The organism is Bacillus sp. FSL L8-0193 (assembly GCF_037976065.1).
Classification (GTDB): domain Bacteria; phylum Bacillota; class Bacilli; order Bacillales; family Bacillaceae; genus Bacillus; species Bacillus paralicheniformis.
Window position 1 is genome coordinate 2371871 of the sequence record NZ_CP150261.1, and the last position, 14285, is coordinate 2386155.

At 46.5% G+C, this 14285-nt stretch carries 16 protein-coding genes and 1 other RNA gene; 5 read left to right on the forward strand and 12 right to left on the reverse strand.

All coding sequences use genetic code 11. The annotated features are described in order from the left end of the window. Positions 1 to 26: 26 nt before the first annotated feature. From MHH76_RS11835 to MHH76_RS11870, 8 genes are all read right to left on the reverse strand, one after another. Positions 27 to 1178 carry a class I SAM-dependent RNA methyltransferase gene (locus tag MHH76_RS11835; RefSeq protein ID WP_020451909.1) on the reverse strand — a complete coding sequence of 384 codons (1152 nt, stop codon included), beginning with the start codon at positions 1176 to 1178 and terminating at the stop codon, positions 27 to 29. Positions 1179 to 1273: 95 nt separating this feature from the next. Further along, positions 1274 to 1660: RNase P RNA component class B (rnpB, locus tag MHH76_RS11840), an RNA gene on the reverse strand. A gap of 52 nt (positions 1661 to 1712) precedes the next feature. Beyond that, the gene (gene gpsB / locus MHH76_RS11845; protein ID WP_003182873.1) at positions 1713 to 2009 is read right to left on the reverse strand and encodes a cell division regulator GpsB; all 297 of its coding nucleotides are present in this window, start codon (positions 2007 to 2009) and stop codon (positions 1713 to 1715) included. A gap of 80 nt (positions 2010 to 2089) precedes the next feature. Continuing rightward, positions 2090 to 2641 carry a DUF1273 domain-containing protein gene (locus MHH76_RS11850; RefSeq protein ID WP_020451910.1) on the reverse strand — a complete coding sequence of 184 codons (552 nt, stop codon included), beginning with the start codon at positions 2639 to 2641 and terminating at the stop codon, positions 2090 to 2092. A 116-nt stretch (positions 2642 to 2757) separates the two neighbouring features. Continuing rightward, on the reverse strand, positions 2758 to 3027 hold the full coding sequence (locus MHH76_RS11855) for a CotD family spore coat protein (RefSeq protein WP_020451911.1): 270 nt from the start codon (positions 3025 to 3027) through the stop codon (positions 2758 to 2760). A 241-nt stretch (positions 3028 to 3268) separates the two neighbouring features. Further along, the gene (locus MHH76_RS11860) at positions 3269 to 4582 is read right to left on the reverse strand and encodes a ribonuclease H-like domain-containing protein (protein WP_026579402.1); all 1314 of its coding nucleotides are present in this window, start codon (positions 4580 to 4582) and stop codon (positions 3269 to 3271) included. Between the two features lie 5 nt (positions 4583 to 4587). Beyond that, positions 4588 to 6858: a DEAD/DEAH box helicase gene (locus MHH76_RS11865; protein ID WP_023857412.1), complete on the reverse strand. Its 2271-nt coding sequence runs from the start codon at positions 6856 to 6858 to the stop codon at positions 4588 to 4590. A 105-nt stretch (positions 6859 to 6963) separates the two neighbouring features. Further along, on the reverse strand, positions 6964 to 7470 hold the full coding sequence (locus tag MHH76_RS11870) for a PTS glucose transporter subunit IIA (RefSeq protein WP_020451914.1): 507 nt from the start codon (positions 7468 to 7470) through the stop codon (positions 6964 to 6966). Positions 7471 to 7642: 172 nt separating this feature from the next. Here MHH76_RS11870 and MHH76_RS11875 point away from each other — a divergent pair, with 172 nt between their 5' ends. After that, positions 7643 to 8062 carry a hypothetical protein gene (locus MHH76_RS11875; protein WP_020451915.1) on the forward strand — a complete coding sequence of 140 codons (420 nt, stop codon included), beginning with the start codon at positions 7643 to 7645 and terminating at the stop codon, positions 8060 to 8062. An 18-nt stretch (positions 8063 to 8080) separates the two neighbouring features. Here MHH76_RS11875 and MHH76_RS11880 read toward each other — a convergent pair whose 3' ends face one another. Next, positions 8081 to 8527: a YppG family protein gene (locus MHH76_RS11880; RefSeq protein ID WP_020451916.1), complete on the reverse strand. Its 447-nt coding sequence runs from the start codon at positions 8525 to 8527 to the stop codon at positions 8081 to 8083. Positions 8528 to 8705: 178 nt separating this feature from the next. On the opposite strand from MHH76_RS11880, the gene MHH76_RS11885 reads away from it, so the two are divergent. Then, a complete protein-coding gene (locus MHH76_RS11885) occupies positions 8706 to 8906 on the forward strand; it encodes a YppF family protein (RefSeq protein WP_011198064.1) in 201 nt (66 codons plus the stop codon). Between the two features lie 32 nt (positions 8907 to 8938). Here the strand turns inward: MHH76_RS11885 and MHH76_RS11890 are convergent, their stop codons facing one another. Together MHH76_RS11890 and MHH76_RS11895 are read right to left on the reverse strand one after the other, a co-directional pair. Then, positions 8939 to 9310, reverse strand: a complete 372-nt coding sequence (locus MHH76_RS11890) for a YppE family protein (RefSeq protein ID WP_020451917.1) — start codon at positions 9308 to 9310, stop codon at positions 8939 to 8941. Positions 9311 to 9367: 57 nt separating this feature from the next. Then, on the reverse strand, positions 9368 to 9595 hold the full coding sequence (locus tag MHH76_RS11895; protein ID WP_020451918.1) for a YppD family protein: 228 nt from the start codon (positions 9593 to 9595) through the stop codon (positions 9368 to 9370). A gap of 199 nt (positions 9596 to 9794) precedes the next feature. Here MHH76_RS11895 and sspM point away from each other — a divergent pair, with 199 nt between their 5' ends. Further along, on the forward strand, positions 9795 to 9899 hold the full coding sequence (gene sspM, locus MHH76_RS11900) for an acid-soluble spore protein SspM (RefSeq protein ID WP_025811234.1): 105 nt from the start codon (positions 9795 to 9797) through the stop codon (positions 9897 to 9899). A 29-nt stretch (positions 9900 to 9928) separates the two neighbouring features. On the opposite strand, the gene MHH76_RS11905 is transcribed toward sspM, so the two are convergent. Then, complete coding sequence (locus tag MHH76_RS11905; protein ID WP_239692930.1) at positions 9929 to 10861, reverse strand: DUF2515 domain-containing protein; 933 nt, start codon at positions 10859 to 10861, stop codon at positions 9929 to 9931. Between the two features lie 80 nt (positions 10862 to 10941). On the opposite strand from MHH76_RS11905, the gene recU reads away from it, so the two are divergent. Next, on the forward strand, positions 10942 to 11538 hold the full coding sequence (recU, locus tag MHH76_RS11910) for a Holliday junction resolvase RecU (protein WP_003182896.1): 597 nt from the start codon (positions 10942 to 10944) through the stop codon (positions 11536 to 11538). Positions 11539 to 11595: 57 nt separating this feature from the next. Next, on the forward strand, positions 11596 to 14271 hold the full coding sequence (locus MHH76_RS11915; RefSeq protein ID WP_059230688.1) for a PBP1A family penicillin-binding protein: 2676 nt from the start codon (positions 11596 to 11598) through the stop codon (positions 14269 to 14271). Positions 14272 to 14285 lie beyond the last annotated feature (14 nt).

The window sequence follows — 14285 nt, forward strand, 5'->3', positions numbered from 1 at the left end:
TGCCGTTTCATGGCAGCCTTTTAACTTCACTTCTCTTTATTCGGTTTTGGCGGCCTTTTCCCCCAATACTGGTAATAGTCCGTCTTAATAAAACCGTTAAAGAGTTTCCGTTTTTTTGTCGCTTTTTTCCCGTAGCACTCTTCAAAACGCTCGTTTGATGTCAGCATGTAAACAGACCACGTATCAAGTCCGGCAAATGCTTCGCCCATATCTTTATACATGGCTTCGACTGCTTTCTTTTCACCGAGGCGTTCCCCGTACGGCGGATTTCCGACAATCACGCCGTATTCCTCTTTCGTCCGAAAATCCTTTACCTGCATTTGCTTAAATTCGATGAAATCGGCTAGTCCCGCTTCCTCGGCATTCGCTTTGGCGATCTCGATCATACGATGATCCAGGTCATACCCCGAAATTGACAGCGGCTGATCATAATTCGCTTTGTCTTCGACTTCAAGCCTTGCTTGATCCCACACTTCTTTGCTGATCCATTCCCATCTTTCGGATGCAAAATCCCTGTTGAAACCCGGCGCAATATTTTGGCCGATCAAAGCCGCTTCGATCGGTATCGTGCCCGAACCGCAAAACGGATCGACGAAAGGTCTGTCAGGCGTCCAATTTGTCAATTGAATCAATGCTGCAGCGAGGGTTTCTTTCAGCGGCGCTTCCCCTTGACCGGTTCGGTATCCCCGTTTATGAAGCCCGGCTCCGGATGAATCAAGCGTAATGACCGCTTTGTCTTTTAAAAGGGAGACCTCGATTTTATATTCCGGGCCTGTTTCCTCAAGCCACCCGCCTTGTGTCTGATACGCTGATTTCAGCTTCTCGGCGATCGCCTTTTTGACGATGCGCTGGCAGTCCGGCACGCTTGCAAGCACTGATTTAACAGACTTTCCCGTCACGGGGAATGAGGCGTGTTCAGGAAGATAGGCGCTCCAGTCGACCGCTTTTGTCTTCTCGAATAACTCGTCAAAGGTCTTGGCCGTAAATTCGGCAACCTGCACTTTCACCCTGTCAGCAGTTCTCAGCCACAGATTGGCTCTGCAGATGGCGAGGGCATCACCTTCGAACACGACTTTGCCGTTGTCAACCGTACAATCATATCCTAGATCTCGCACCTCTTTGGCAACGATCGCTTCAATTCCCATCGGCGCTGTTGCAATTAATGTATAGGTTTTCATCATATCACCTGTTTTTATGTATGTTTTTTACATGATAAAAGCTCTCCTACCTGCGGAGAGCTTATACATTGTCATCATCATAATAGTGTGTAACGTTCTGTAAGCCATGTTTTGTTCCGTCGTACTGCTGTCGGCTGCTAAGCCTCGTACTCGGGTGGTAATCATCTATCTACAGAGTCAACTCTGTCCTTCTTTCCGTTCATTTCCGTCCAGAAGGTTCCCCTACCAAAATTTGGGTTTCTCGCTCGAGGGGTTTACCGCGTTCCACTCTCACCATTTCTAGTGAGACTTCGTCACTGTGGCACTTTCAAGGATACTCAGCCATATCCATAAAGGACGTAGGCTTTTTTCCTGCCGTCAGCCTTCTGCAAGGCTGCCCTAGCTTATGACTTCGCTAGGCACGAACACTACGGGCATCTCAGCACCGTGCGAGCATGGACTTTCCTCTACAGATGTAAAATCTGCAGCGATTACCCGAACGTTAAGACATCAACTATTATAGCTTAGTTTGTTCTAAAGGGCAAGCGGTTTTCATCAATCGTATAATTTGCTTCCAAACACATGTTTTTCCAAATTGGAAAGCCGTTTTAGAATATCAAAATTGGTCGTATTTGATTGAGCCGGCTGTCTCTTGTTCGCTTCTTCAAGCTGTTTTTTCAACTGCAGGTTTTCCTGCTGCAATTCTTCGATTTCCTGATGGAAGGCTTCATAGTCTTTAATGACCATGTCCAAGAATTTGTCAACATCTTCCTGCTTGTAGCCTCTGACTCCTGTTTTGAATTCTTTTTCCAAAATTTCTTTAGCAGAAAGCTTCACTTTATCAGCAAGCATCTTTTTCACCTCATATCGTGAATCATCATCTTATATTTTTTCAGAAAACGTGTGCAATGTCAAATTTTCTCTTGCACTTTTTACTCTTCGTAAAAGCTGCTTTCTTCAACGGTGACTCTCAGGTCATCCATCGTAATCGTGTAAATCGGAAAATCGCGTTTTTCTTGAGCTTTTTTTGCTTCATTCAGCATATACACAGGCGAGCCTTCTCTTTCTTCGTCGTACAGAATCAATAAGCCATCCGCCTTTTCGATGAAAAACCGGTTTTTTTGTTTAAATTGGACCGGGCTTTCGTACGGCCTGTGTGTCAAGCTTTCAGTGAAATCGCTGGCTGCGAGCACAGCTTCATACTGCTCTTGATTTTTCTCGTTCCACTTCTTTTCCTGTTCCAAAAACGGAGTGATAACCGCCACTTTCAAGTCGGGATATTCTTCCTGCAGCGAAAACGCAACTTCCGCCGCCCATAGTTCCGTGCCGAGCTGGCCTGAGATAAGGATCCATTCCAGCCCTTCCTCAAGCAGGGCGGTCAATCGGTTTTCAAGCGCTTTTTTTATGTAGAACAGGGCCTTGTCTTCCTGTTTGAAAATCCCCAGTTCAAACGGCTTGTACCCTGTAACGGCCAATACTTTCATTATGATCACCTGCTAAAAAATGGGGCCGTATTCCGCCCCATTTTTTTAAAAGATATTCTGTTGCTCACGTTCAATCCGGCGCTCGTTCATCCTGACAAAACTTCCGAAAATCCTTTTTAGTAAGGACCCATACCCATTCCAGGTCCTGGCATCGCTCCAGGCCCGGGCATCATTCCTGCGCCAGGGCTCACGAAGTGCTGATGTGATGCCTGGTTGACAGCTGATTGAGTTTGCGGGAAGTAATGAACATGCTGAAAATGCTGATGGTTGACATTCGTTGTGTGCTGCGGGTGAATGTGCGGTACGACGGTTTTGCTTTGCGTATGGTTGTAGCAGCATTGAGTAGGATGAACAATCGGCGCCATTACATGCGGTTTACAGTGCATGAAAATTCCCCTTTCTTTAAGCTTCTATATACACTATTAAACTATGAAGCAAGGGGTAAACATGTACTAATATAAAAACCTATTTTAAAAGTAAGCCATAAAGCTTTCCTTGAAATTCGTCATGATTAATACGATAAACAGTACGACGACAAAAAACAGATAAAACAGCCCCTTATACATATCGACGCTCCCTTCAAACCATTCTAACGCTATTTTACAAGAAGCGATCGGTTTCTACAATTCATAACATGCTTGAAATGTTTGGCTTTCGAAGATCGTCGTTTTCTGCGCTTGCCCGGGGAATATTTCGTCCGAATTTCCTTTCCAGCCGCTCGCGCCGTTTCAAAAGACCGGCTACTTCTTTTTCGGTCAGCTCAAACTTTTGTGAACCGTGCTGCAGCATCAGGTTATCCGTTACCTCGAGGGCGGCCCGAATGTCCCGCTTTCGATGTTCAAAGTATTTGGCGAGTTCGATGCCTGCGCGCCAGGCGGTTTTTCCGTCTGTTCCATTTTGGAGCTTCAGCCAAAGGGATGCGGCTTCTTTTAGCATGCCCTGCTTTTTATACTGCATAGATAAATCGAATGATGCGCGTTCAGACTGCTCGAAAGGCTTTTTTTCAAGCTCCTGCAATTGCGCTGTCGCAAGCTCTGTCTCCCGGTTGGCGAGAAGCCATTTGGCCATCGCGTACTTTTCGTTTGCTTCCGCTGTCTGCTCCGGAGTGAGGATTTTCTTCGATAAATGGATGTAAAGAGAAATTAAAGAAAGCACGTCAAGCTCATTGTGGCGCAAAACGCCTTCAATGATTTCCGGACGCTCCTCCTTTAAAAAATGAAAATACATCATCGGCGCCAGGTAGCCCGGCGTATCTTCAGTTCTTCCAACACCCAGCTCTTCCTTTTCCACCGTCCCCAAAGAGACGCGGTCAAACTTATGCTTCCAAAGGCGGCGGGATCCGTGGAGCAGGTCAAAATGGCCGAAATCCGGCAGCTTCGGAACCCTGTCGCGGATCAGCGTGTGCCTCGTTTTCACCTGAGGCCAGTCGAACGCTTTCCCGTTATAGGTGACAAGAGACTGAATATCGACTTCACTCAGGAAGCTGTGATAGAGGGCGGCTTCGTGCCCCGGCTTTGGCAGCAGATGCTGTTTGACGACTACGCGGTCGTCATACACCCGTGCATGGCCGAGCAAAAAGATCGTATTGCCGGCCCCTCCCCCGAGACCGGTCGTTTCCGTATCAAAGAAGAAAAGCTGGCTCGGTGTATACCCTTTGCTTGAAAGCGAATGGGAAACTGCGCTGTTGTTCCAGCGCCTAACCGTCTCATGCAGTTCAGAAAATGCGTAATGGCCATGAACATGTGTCAACGGATAAACGACTTCCCTGATCAGGCAATAGCATTCCTCAAACACATACGGTTTAACACCGAGTTCGGCCCATTCTTTCTCAAAGCCGACGGACGCGGAAGTCCGCTTTTCTGCCGGAGAATCCGTTTTTTCTTCTTTCGCTTGATTTCCCAGGTGATGCTTATAGCGGTTAAGTTTTCGTTTTAAAGACATTCCGCTCAACCTTTCCAGCCTTTTAAAAGGCGCAGCGCATTGTTTTTTGTCTGATCGCCGCTGCCGCCCACTCCTATGCAGGAAGGGCATCCTGACTCACACGGACATCTTGAAATCAGCCGATGCGCTTCACTGATGATCTCAGGCATTTGTTCATACACTTTCTGAGACAGCCCCACTCCGCCGGGATAGCGATCATACAAAAAGATCGTCGGCTTTTCGTTATGAACGGCTTTAATTTGCGGAAAAACGTGCAGATCAGACGGATCGCACATCACTTTTAAGGCGGCGACATGTCCCAGGACGTTTGCAGTCCCAAGCAAAGCTTCTTCCAATTTGATGTCGTTCCAATTTTGCCGCTCCTCATCGTTCACCTGCACCCAAGCCGCATTGGTATGCAGTTCCTCTTCAGGCAGATGAATCGGGCCTGAGCCGATATTTTCATGCGTCTCAAATTTTATTTTCTTAAAAATCGTCGCTTTCGCCTGAACGGTCACATCCCCAAAACCGAACGCTGCGGTTTCTGTCTTTTTCTCCTTGTCAACTTCGAGAACTCTCAATAGGACGGCAAGATTGGCATCCGTATAGTAATCAACTTGAACCTCGCGGACAAACGCCTTTTTCTCCTCCCAGTCAAGCTTTTCCACCTGGTATTGGATGCCTTGATGCAAATAAATGGCTTCATCGTGCAGAAGCGTCATGGCGCTGAACCTGTCCATTTCCCCGATCACTTTCGCCTTCTCGCGCTTTGACTGATCAATAATGACAACATTTTCCTGAGAAGCCGACCTCAAGCTGATGCCGTGCGCCGGAAAAGCGTCATTCATCCAGTGATACGTGTTCCCGGTTAAGTGGAGGACTCTTTCTTCTGCCAAGTAGTCAAGAATATCCTCGATTTCGGCACCGCCGAATGTGTCCGTTCTTTTGAAAGGCAGTTCAAAGGCTGCGCATTTAATATGATCGACAAGAATGACCAGGTTATCCGGATTAATGACGGCAGTCTCGGGATTTTGTTTAAAGAAATAGTCCGGATTCTGTACAATGTACTGATCGAGCGGGGCGGAACTTGCCACCATGACAATCAGCGCTTCGTTGTGCCTTCTTCCAGCACGGCCGGCCTGCTGCCAGGCGCTCGAGATCGTTCCCGGATATCCGGTCATGATGCATGTCTGCAGCTGTCCGATATCAACGCCCAGCTCAAGCGCATTCGTGCTGACAACGCCTTTAATGTCCCCGCTGCGAAGGCCTTTTTCAATGACGCGCCGCTCGTTCGGCAGATAGCCGCCCCTGTACCCCTGAATCGAATGAGGGCCGACAATCGGTTTCATCACTTCCTGCAAGTATGTCAATATAATTTCAACCCGGACTCTGCTTCTTGCAAACACAATCGTCTGAATACCGTTTTTCAGAAATTCGGATGCGAGCTTTCTCACTTCAAGGGTCGCGCTTTTCCTGATGTTAAGCGAACGGTTGACCATCGGCGGGTTGTAAAATAAAAAGTGCTTTCTTCCCGACGGGGCGCCGTTGTTTGAAATCAGATGCATCGGCTGCCCTGTGAGCGTCTCAGCGAGCTCCAATGGATTGGCGATCGTCGCGGATGTACAGATAAACTGCGGCTTGCTTCCGTAAAATTCAGCGATCCGCATCAGCCGTCTGATGACATTGGCTACATGGCTGCCAAAGACTCCCCTGTATACGTGAAGCTCATCGATGACGATATATTTCAGATTTTCAAACAATGACACCCATTTTGTATGGTGGGGCAAGATCGCCGAATGCAGCATATCCGGGTTTGTAATGACGATATGTCCTGCTTTTCTGACTTTCTGCCTGATCGAAGGCGACGTATCTCCGTCATATGTATAACAGTTGATCGACGCACCGATTTCATCGATTAATTCGTTCAGTTCGCTTTTTTGGTCCTGTGACAATGCCTTTGTCGGAAAAAGATATAAGCTGCGCGCATCCTGGTCTTCTGTGATCCGCTGAATGACGGGCAGATTGTAGCAAAGCGTCTTCCCGGATGCCGTCGGCGTCACAAGCGTCACGTTTTTGCCGGCGGCGCTGTGCAGAAACGCGTCAGCCTGATGGGAATACAGCTTTTCTATCCCTCTCTGCTGTAAAGCATGCACGATTCTTTTATCTAAACCTTCAGGAAAATCGCGGTAATCCGCTTCTTTTTCCTCAATTGTATGCCAATGAACAATTTGCTTGCTGAAAGCTTGGTCTTCTTTCAGAAGCTGAATCATATCTGTCAAATTTCGTTTTTGAAACAACGCTGTCACCTCTCCCTTCTATTTTAGCGAATGTCCGTTCGTTCTGAAAGAGGTGATTTCCTGAGAAAATGAAAAAGCAGAGAATCGCTCTCTGCTTTTTTGCTGTTACTTAACTTTAAGCTCCATGAGCTTTGTCTCGCTTTTTTTCGCCTTTGCCTCTTCATGTTTTGTGACGCGCTCCAACACATCGCCGTTCATAATGACGATCGGCGTAATGGTGCTGCTCGCTTTTTCCTTGATCAGTTCCAAATCGCACGTTATCAAAGGATCGCCGACTTTTACTTTGTCTCCTTCTTTGACATGGGCTGTGAAACCTTCGCCTTCCATCGCTACGGTTTCCAGACCGATATGAATCAAGAGTTCCACGCCGGACAGTGAACGGATGCCGATGGCATGTTTTGTGTGGAACAGCTGGATCACTTCCCCGTCGACAGGTGAGACGATCTCGCCTGCGGAAGGCTCGACAGCCATTCCGTCACCCATCATCTTTTGGGAGAAAACGGGATCAGGGACTTTTGAAAGTTCCAAAACTTGTCCGTCAACCGGTGAAAAAACGGTTTCTTCTTTCATTTCATTTTGTTTCTGACCAATACCGAATAATTTTTTCAGCAATACAGTTGGGCTCCTTTCAAAACGCCTCTTTATGATGGCTATTAAAAGAGGAACAGGTTAAATAAATCTTTGGATTCCCCACTATTTAACCACACTTTCAAATTCCCATCAATGAATAACCATACCAAGAGCCCCTGCATAAGCTGAAAATAAAAAACCGGGGTGATGAAGAATGGATTTTAAGGAAAACGACAATCACTCGCTCAGCAAGAAAGACGAAATTCAAGAAGCGGTTGAACAGTTATTTTACAATTCACCTTTCCACGATATTTTAAATTCATTCCAAAAACTGATATCAGACCAGCTTCAGAATTCCACCATTTCCATGAACATCAGAGAGGAGAATGAGGCGCTTCACGTCGACATCGCCGTTCCTGAATCGTTTCAAAACGGAGATATCATGATTGAAGCGAAATCGAGGTATCTTCATGTCGCCTTGAAGGAGAAAAAAGAAAGCGGCGGTTCTTCATCGTTTACAAGCCTGTCCAGAACCGTTCTGCTCCCATATCCCGTCCGCGAAGAAACAATGAAGACGTCGTGGAACCGAAATATCCTCACGGTCTCATTTCCGGAGCAAAAAAAGCATGAATGACCTTCATCCATGCTTTTTTTATTTGAAGAATCCCATAAACCCTTTGGCCAGCGCTCCGACCTGGTTGACCGTGCTCACCATCTGGCCAGCGGTGTCCATCATTTTGCTGAAATCAAACTGCCCGTTCTTTTTTTTGAATTGCGACAGAAAGCTTTGAAACTGTGATGGCTGGTGGAGATTCGGCCGCGGCGAGGGATATGGATGCTGATAAGGAAATGCCTGAAACGGCGGAAGCGGCGGCTGCATTTGCTGCTGAACAGGCTGATGATAGACTGAAAACGGGTCCACATTCTGCTCGATCGGCTGCTGATAGGCCTGCGGCCGCTGAGCTGGATGAGCGTACGGGACGGTTTCCTGGCTGTAGTACGGCTGAACGGGATGATAGGCATGATGGTTTTGCTGATCGGCTTGAACATATGCACCGGGGCCGGAATAAGGATATACGGCGGTTCTCCTCTCTTCCATCTTTCCTCTCCTCCTAAAGCCCTTTTTTATATGTGTATGATATAAAGGCATTTCCTGTTCCAAAGGTTCTGTCACAAGTTTGTCAAAAAGTGTCGAAAATTTTAATATTTGAAAAACAGAAAAAAGTCGAATTGTTATGGTACGATATTATTAATATAAAGGAGAGGGGATGCACCATATGAACGTATCATACTTAAGAAATTGTTTTGCCGAGATGAAACAGTATGAGACAGACTGCATGAACAAACTGATGGATTTCGCCAAGTTTTTGTATATCCAGGGACATCTGACATTAAACGAATTTCGCACAAGTATGAAAGTTCTTGAAGCGAATGGCGCACAGCACCCTGCTTATGATATGAATACGGACGCCAGCTAAACAAACAGCCCTCATAAAAAAGAAGACCGGGTCTAATCCCGGTCTTCTTTTAATATATCGTCTTCTACGTTTTTCAGCGTATAGAGGATGGATTCCGTCAGATCTTTAAAGCGTTTTTTATGGATTTTGCAAAAATAGGACTGCATGAAAATTTCATTTGCATTTTCCTCCACCGAGCTGAGCTGTTCTTCATAAATGTATTTTGGCCGATTGGCATTGATATAAGGCAGGCTTTCCGCCAGCCAGCTTTTCACTGTTTGTTCGAGTCTCTCGACAGAAGGTTTGACAACCTCGAAAAAATCGTATTCCGTCCCTTCCTCTTTTCCCTTACTGTATCGTTCTTCCGCTTCTTTTACAAGGCGGATTAATTCCCGTGTCTGTACAAGAAGAGATTGTGTATCCAATTTTTTCACCTCGGGTTTATCGTACCAAAGGAAGACGACCGTTACAACGAATCCGGCTTATGCCGTCTCTCCTCTTGGCTCCACTCCCATTAACGTGCTGTTTAAACAAGCCAAGAGCTCTGCCAGTTCTTTTTCAATCAGATCGAGCCGTTCGTTCCAGCCAGCCCGCTTTTCATACTCCGCCCGGCGTACTGCTTCTGTCAAAGCCTTCTCAGCAGACGACATGTCTGATTCCGTTTCCAAAAGCATTTGAAGGACCGAGTCTTTGCTTGCAAATCCGTTCATTTGCTTCCCTCCTTTTTGATCGCCTTCTATGCATTCTCCCCTATGCGCCCCCTCTCCTCCGCAGCTGACAAAACTAGAAGCAAACCGCCAAAGAAACTCATTTTCCAGCCAAACGCGCCGCTTTCGACAAGTGATCTTGCGAAAAATGGTATGATCAGCGCTTTTTTGCAAAATCTAAAAAGGTAAGGAGGTGCCCGCTGTGGAAAACAACAAAAAGAAAACACCTGCGAAAACAAAACCTGATGCTAAACAAACAGACACACTGGATAAAAAATTAGGCGGACCTAACCGCCCGTCCACTTAAAAAGCAAGGAGAACCCTTGCTTTTTTGTTTTACCTCTTATTCAGCCAATGCTCCAGCGAAAACAATGCCTGCAGCTGCCTTCTTTTTTGAAAATACCAATCGGTGATTTCGATCGTTTTCGGCAGTTTTTCATCTTTGAACATTGCCTCTCTCTTTCCTCCGCGAAACCAATCGGATTTTAATCCGTCTAATGAATGGGCAACAACGGGATAACACGTTCTCAAAAACGGCGAGGTTCTGATTTTAACCCCTGCCCAGCGTTCCATATCAAAGCGCGACCCGGTATGCGGAACACATGATGTAAAGTGAAAAAAACCGGGGAAAAGCTCAGGCGAAAACAGCAGCTCGCTTAATTGCTTGCCGAGCTTGATCCTTTCCTTTAAACTGGTGAAGCGTTTGACAGACACACCGTAAAAAACGCCTTCAACCGTCGGGAAAATGACCGTGTTGAAGTGAAACCATTCACACAGCTGAAAAGGAATCGTCTGAAAAACATTCTTTTTAAACAAAGGATTTTGTATAATAGGAGTTTGGATAGTGTTTTGTTCATTTATAATGAGAGCGTACATGAGCCGCTTTTGATCGCGCTCATGCCAGAACCGCTCCCACTCCGTTTTCATAAATGAAGACACGCCAAATGAGGAGAGCAAATGAAACAGCGGCTGGCCAAGCTGCTTGGACCAATGGTATAACAGGAGCTGCGGATAGGCGTCTGAAAAGATCAGCCAGTTCGCTCTCTCATACGCTAAAAACAGCCATTTCTGCTGAAAAGCCGTAAGTCCGAGCTCGAATAAGCGCCCTTTTAAATCGGTCATCGACCAGCCGGCATTCCGGGAAACAAATGAAGCCAAAAGCGACCACTTGATTTCAGGATGGCGGTCAAAGTAGCGTTTGTAGGCATTTGTCCGTGAGATATTGTCCTTGTTCAGTTTTGCGGTCAGCTCTTGAATGCGGCTCGTCAGCTCCGCCGCGGAAAAAGTGTTGTGCAAGATCAGCCACTTCCGTTAGTATCCAGATTTTTTGTAAAAGGAGGATGAAGAAAGTGATTCGTTACCCGAACGGCAAATCCTATCAGCCGAAAACAGCTGCCTCATCCTTGCAAAAGAAGCCGTCGTATTCCAATCGCGGCATGACCCTCGAAGATGACCTGAATGAAACGAATATGTATTATCAATCTCATTCGATTGCGGTCATCCATAAAAAACCGACACCTGTACAGATTGTCCAGGTCGATTATCCGAAGCGAAGCGCTGCGGTTATCAAAGAAGCATATTTCAAGCAGTCGTCAACTACTGATTATAATGGGGTTTATAAAGGCCGCTACATCGATTTTGAAGCGAAAGAAACAAAGAGCCGAACCTCGTTCCCGCTTCAGAATTTCCACGATCATCAGATCGAGCATATGAAGCAGGTTGTGGCGCAAGACGGCATTTGTTTTGTTATCATATCCGCTTTTGAAGAAATTTATTTTTTGGAAGCAGAAAAATTATTTTATTTCTGGGAGCGGAAAAAGCAAAACGGCAGAAAATCGATCCGAAAAGACGAGCTTCAGGAAGCCGCTCACCCCATTTCACTTGGATACTCGCCAAGAATTGATTATATTAAGATTATTGATCAGTTGTATTTTTCGCCATCATAAATTATGATTTTAAAGTCATGTGAGCGAAAAGGTTTAACTACGAAAGGTTGAGATGTTATGTCAGATCAATTTAACAGCCGCCAGGAACGGCGAAAAGCCCAGCAGGGCAAAAGCAGGTCTAATACTCATTCTAAACCCAAGAAAAAGAAAAAAGCAGGATTGTTTAAGAAAATTCTTTTATCCATTTTAATCATCGGTGTTATCGGCTTGATTGCCGGGGGCGTCACTTTTGCGGTGATGGTAGCGGACTCGCCGTCCCTTGATGAAGCAAAACTGAAGACACCGTACTCTTCTACCATCTATGACAAAAACGGAAAAGAAATCGCCGAAATCGGTTCGGAAAAACGGACGTACGTGTCGATTAAAGACATCCCGGATTCCGTCAAAAACGCATTTCTTGCAACGGAAGACGCCCGTTTCTATGACCACCACGGCGTCGACCCGATCCGGATCGGAGGAGCGCTTCTGGCAAACTTCGAAGGCGGATTTGGTTCTGAAGGCGGAAGTACGATCACACAGCAGGTCGTCAAAAACTCCCTTCTGTCACATGAAAAAACGCTGAAACGGAAAGTCCAGGAAGTCTGGCTGTCTTTCCAGCTGGAAAGAAAATACTCAAAAGACGAAATTCTTGAAATGTATTTAAATCGGATTTACTTCTCGCCGCAGGCCTACGGTGTCGGAAAAGCGGCTGAGCAGTTCTACGGGGTTACAGATCTAAACGACTTAACGGTCGAGCAGGCCGCAACGCTTGCCGGCATGCCGCAAAGCCCGAATAACTACAACCCGATCAAACATCCGGAAAAAGCCGAGAAACGGCGCAATGTCGTGCTGAGCCTGATGAATAAACACGGCTTTATCTCTGACGCAGAGTACAACAAAGCGAAAAAAGTAGCCGTCACAAAAGGCCTTGTATCTCCGAAAGAGTACGCAAAAACAACGTCCAACAAATACAGCGCGTTTATCGAGCAGGCCGTCGCCGAAGTGAAAGAAAAAGCGAACGTCACTCCGGGAACGGACGGACTGAAGATTTACACGACGATTGATACAGACGCACAGGATTATGTGGATGAGCTGATGGACGGCGATTCTATTCAGTATACCGAAAAAATGCAGGCCGGCCTCACCCTGCTCGATACGAAAACCGGAGAAATCCGCGCGCTCGGCGGCGGACGCGACCGGAAAGCAGGCGACTTTAACTATGCAGTAGATACGAAACGTCAGCCTGGTTCAACGATTAAGCCGATCCTTGACTACGGCCCTGTCATTGAGAACAAGAAATGGTCGACGTATGAACAGATTAAAGATGAAGCATACACATATTCAACCGGAGATCCGATTAACAACTATGACAGAAAACACAGAGGCTGGATATCGATGAGAGAGGCACTTGTCGATTCTCGAAACGTTCCAGCTTTGAAAGCATTCCAGGCAGCCGGAAAAGACAATATTGTAAAATTCGCAGGCAACCTTGGTCTTAACATAAATTCAGATGATTTAGTGGAAGCTTACGCAATCGGCGGCTTCGGAAACGGTGTGTCGCCTCTGCAAATGGCCGGAGCGTACAGCGCCTTCGGGAACAACGGCTACTACAATGAGCCCCATACCGTTACAGCGGTGGAATTCAATGACGGCACAAAGCTTGATTTGACGCCTGAATCAAAGGCAGCCATGAGCGATTATACCGCATTTATGATAACGGATATGCTGAAAAGCGCTGTTCAGCGAGGAACAGGAACAGCCGCACAAGTCAATGGCGTTACTGTAGCAGGTAAAACGGGTACGACGAACTTTACCGAGGACGACATTAGAAAACACGGCATAAGTCGAAACGGAGCAAGGGATTCATGGTTCGTCGGCTATACGCCGCAATATACGGCAGCGGTCTGGACCGGTAAAGAAGGCTTTAATTCGCTGAGCGTAAACGAACAGCAAGTCGCTAAGCTCCTGTTCAAAAAACTGATTGCCAAGGTGGACAACGGCAGCGGCTCATTTGAAAAGCCTGACAGCGTCGTTGAAGCGACCGTTTTAAAAGGCTCGAACCCGCCGGTGCTCGCCAGCAGCAACACGCCTAGCGATAAAAAAGTCACTGAGTACTTTGTAAAAGGCACACAGCCGACGACCGTTTCGAAAAAATATGAGGAAAAAGAAGATGCCGACAAGCCGACAGGTTTGAGCGCAGAATATGATGAAGCATCAAAGAGCATCAAGCTTTCATGGTCATATTCCGGAGACGGTGATGTATCCTTTAAAGTCAAACAATCTGTTGACGGAGGCGGATACAGCGAAATTCAAAGCAGCAGCGCGAAAGAAGCCGTCATACCGAATGCAAAAGAAGGATCCGTCTACAGATTCCAAGTCACGGCCGTTACTGAAGATGGCGAAAGCGACCCTGCTTCTGTGACGCTTAAAGTCAACGCGGCTGAAGATGATGAGTCAAAAGCGGACGATGAAAAGAAAGACGAGGATGACGAGAAGAAGCAGGATGCTGATGCTGATGATGATCAGGACAAAGACAAACAAAATAACGGCAACTCAAATCAGCCGGATGATCAAAATTCAGGCAATACGGATCAAAACAATCAAAATCCGGGAAATACAGACGGCAGAAAAGATGATGACGCCGATGATCAAAACAAAGATCAGAATAAAGACAAAAACAAAAACCCGGATCAAGACAGCAACACAGATGATCAACAAACAAATTCCAATGGTCAATCAACCGGCACCCATTAATCTAAAAAGCCACT